General features: G+C 68.2%; 2 protein-coding genes and 1 pseudogene. 2 read left to right on the plus strand and 1 reads right to left on the minus strand.

Features of this window, described 5'->3' with window-relative positions; genetic code table 11:
- Window positions 1–453 (plus strand): annotated as a pseudogene (locus ACDELDRAFT_RS20890) (Yip1 family protein); the annotation flags it as partial.
- 209 nt (window positions 454–662) lie between these two features.
- Here ACDELDRAFT_RS20890 and ACDELDRAFT_RS20895 read toward each other — a convergent pair.
- Window positions 663–1,727, minus strand: a complete 1,065-nt coding sequence (locus ACDELDRAFT_RS20895) for an ABC transporter ATP-binding protein (protein WP_005800096.1) — start codon at window positions 1,725–1,727, stop codon at window positions 663–665.
- A gap of 108 nt (window positions 1,728–1,835) precedes the next feature.
- Between ACDELDRAFT_RS20895 and ACDELDRAFT_RS20900 the strand changes: the two genes are divergently transcribed.
- A partial coding sequence (locus tag ACDELDRAFT_RS20900) for an ABC transporter permease (RefSeq protein ID WP_040330289.1) occupies window positions 1,836–2,915 on the plus strand: 1,080 nt, incomplete at its 3' end.

Below are 2,915 nucleotides of genomic sequence, written 5' to 3' on the forward strand. Positions count from 1 at the left end.
GGCGGACAGGTGGTGGCGGCCCAGGCGCTCAAGGCGGCGCTGCCAGCGCAACTGGGCGGGCTGGAACGCACGTCGCTTGAAGTGCAGGACGGCGCCGCGCTGGGCCTGCCCACCAGCCAGGCAAGCGCCGATTACGGCAGTGCCGACAAGCAGGTGCGGCTGGAAATCGTGGACATCGGGGGCCTGGGCCAGATGGCGGTGATGGCCATGGGCATGGGCCAGGGTGAAAAGGAAGACCAGACCAGCGCCGAGAAAACCTGGCAGGAGGGCGGCCGCACCCTGCACCAGCGCTATGAAAAGGACGGCAGCCACGCCGAGTTCAAGGCGGTGCTCAAGAACGGCATCGTCGTGAGCCTGGAGGCCGACCGCATGGGCGTGAAAGACCTGCGCAGCCTGCTGTCGCAGGTGGACCTGAATGCGCTCGAGGCGCTGCAGCGCAAGGGCAAATCCTGAACGCTGTCTTGTGGTGCCTTGCGGCGGCCCCGTGCGGCAAGGCTGGGTGCAGGCCGGCGCGGTTGGCCGGGCTGTAAGGTGAAGGGCCGTCGCTCGGCGTCTGCAAGCAGGGCACCGCCACGGCGAATCCGTGGTGTTTGCTATCTTGTTGATAGCTATTTGCGCTTAATGGACGAGCGCCAGAGGCCTCTTTGGCATGAAAACCGCCGTCAGGCGCGCGCGAACGTGACCACGTGGTCAACCTGCGCCCGGATGCCGATCCATTCGCCCACCGCATGGTTGTGGTGGCTGGGCACGTGGGCCATGACCGTGTGGCCGCTGGCCAGCCGCAGCGTGTACAGAAACTCCGAGCCTCGGAACGACTTGCGCACGATCTGCGCCTGCACGGGCGCATGGTCGTCGTGCACCACGTCATCCGCCCGCAGCAGCACATCGCATTCGCCGCCGGGGTAACTGGAGGGCAGGGGGCACTCGGCCAGATCGGTCAGATCGCCCAGCGGGGTCTGCGCGACCACATTGGTGCCGCGCTGCACCAGCGTTGCCGGCGCAAAGACGCCATGGCCGATGAAGTCGGCCACGAAGCGGGTGGCCGGGCGGTGGTAGAGGGTGTAGGCGTCGTCCCACTGGTGCAGGTGGCCTTCGTGCATCACGCCGATCACATCGCCGATCGCAAAAGCCTCGAACTGGTCGTGCGTGACAAACAGCGCGGTGGCCCCGGCGGCCTTCAGGATGTCGCGCACCTCATGCGCCAGGCGCTCGCGCAGGTCGACGTCGAGGTTGGAGAACGGCTCATCCAGCAGCATGAGCTGCGGGCGCGGGGCCAGTGCCCGTGCCAGCGCCACACGCTGCTGCTGCCCCCCCGACAACTCGTGCGGAAAGCGCGCGCCGCTGCCTTCAAGGCCCACCAGTTGCAAGGCTTCGGCCACGCGTGCGGCCTGCTCGGCCCGGGGCAGCTGGTGGATGCCGAAGGCCACGTTGCGCTCCACGCTCAGGTGCGGAAACAGGGCGTAGTCCTGGAACACCATTCCGATGCGCCGCGCCTCGGGTGGCACATTCAGGTGCGCGCTGCCCACCAGCTCGCGGGTGAGGCGGATCTCGCCGGCCGACACGGGCTCCAGCCCCGCCACGGCGCGCAGCAGTGTGGTCTTGCCGCAGCCCGAGGGGCCGATCAGCACGCCGATATCACCCGCGTGCAGCCCCAGCGTGACGCCCTGGACGGCCGCCTGGGAACGGCCCGCGTAACGCACTTCCAGTTGGGAAACCTCAAGAAACATGGCGCCATTCTAGGTGGGCGGGGGCGAATGCTTAAAATTCGCATTTGCATTCCTGTAGCCCCCTGTAGGGCCGGTAGTGCCAGTCCACTCTCTGCCGAGCCCTTTGTCTTGCGTTTCACCCGTTTTTTCTTTCGTACCCTGCCCCTGATCCTGTTGGTGGGCGTGCTGGCCTTGCCGGTGCTGGCGCTGCTGGCGTCATGGCTGCCGTGGGGCGTGGTGGCTGCCGATACCGGCACCATCCTGCGCGAAATGGCCGGCACCGTGCTACCCGGCTACGTGTGGACCACGCTGTGGCTGGGCCTTTGGGTGGCTGTGGGCGCGGCTGTGGTGGGCACCGCCACGGCGGCGGCGGTCACGCTGTTCGAGTTTCCCGGACGGCGGGTGTTCGAGTGGCTGTTGCTGCTGCCGCTGGCCATGCCGGCCTACGTCACGGCCTACGCCTACACGGACTTTCTGCAGTTCAGTGGACCGTTGCAGGTCGGGCTGCGCGAGGCCTTCGCCCTGGAGGGGCGCCTGTTGCCCGAGGTGCGCAGCCTCTGGGGGGCGATCTGGGTGTTCACCTTTGCGCTGTACCCCTATGTCTATCTGCTGGCGCGCACGGCGCTGGGCGAGCGCGCTGCGCACCTGATGGAGGCGGCCCGCCTGCTGGGCGCGCCGCTCTCACGGCGCATCACCACCATCGCACTGCCGCTGGCGCGCCCGGCCGTGGCTGCCGGCGTGGCACTGGCGCTCATGGAAACCCTGGCCGACTTCGGCGTGACCAGTTACTTCGGCATCCAGACATTCACCACCGGCATCATCAAGGCCTGGCTGTCCATGGACAACCGCATTGCCGCGGCACAGCTGGCCACCATGCTGCTGGCGCTGGTGCTGCTGCTGCTGTGGCTGGAGCACCGTGCCGAGCGGCGCATGCGCTTCACCGCCAAGGGCACCGGCCATGCGGGTGCCACCGAAGCGCAGCCGGTGCCTTTGCGCGGCCTGTCGCGCGGCCTGGTGTGGGGCGCGTGCACGCTGCCCGTCTTCATGGGGTTTGTGGCGCCGGTGCTTTTCATGCTGCGGCCGCTGGCTTCGGACTGGTCGGTGCTGCCCTGGGACCGCTTCATGGAATGGGCCTGGAACAGCGTGCGCCTGGGCGGCATCACCGCCGGCTTGGCCGTGGCCGTGGCGCTGGCGCTGGCCTTTGCCGTG

Origin of the sequence: Acidovorax delafieldii 2AN (assembly GCF_000175235.1) — a bacterium.
Lineage (GTDB): Bacteria > Pseudomonadota > Gammaproteobacteria > Burkholderiales > Burkholderiaceae_C > Acidovorax > Acidovorax delafieldii_B.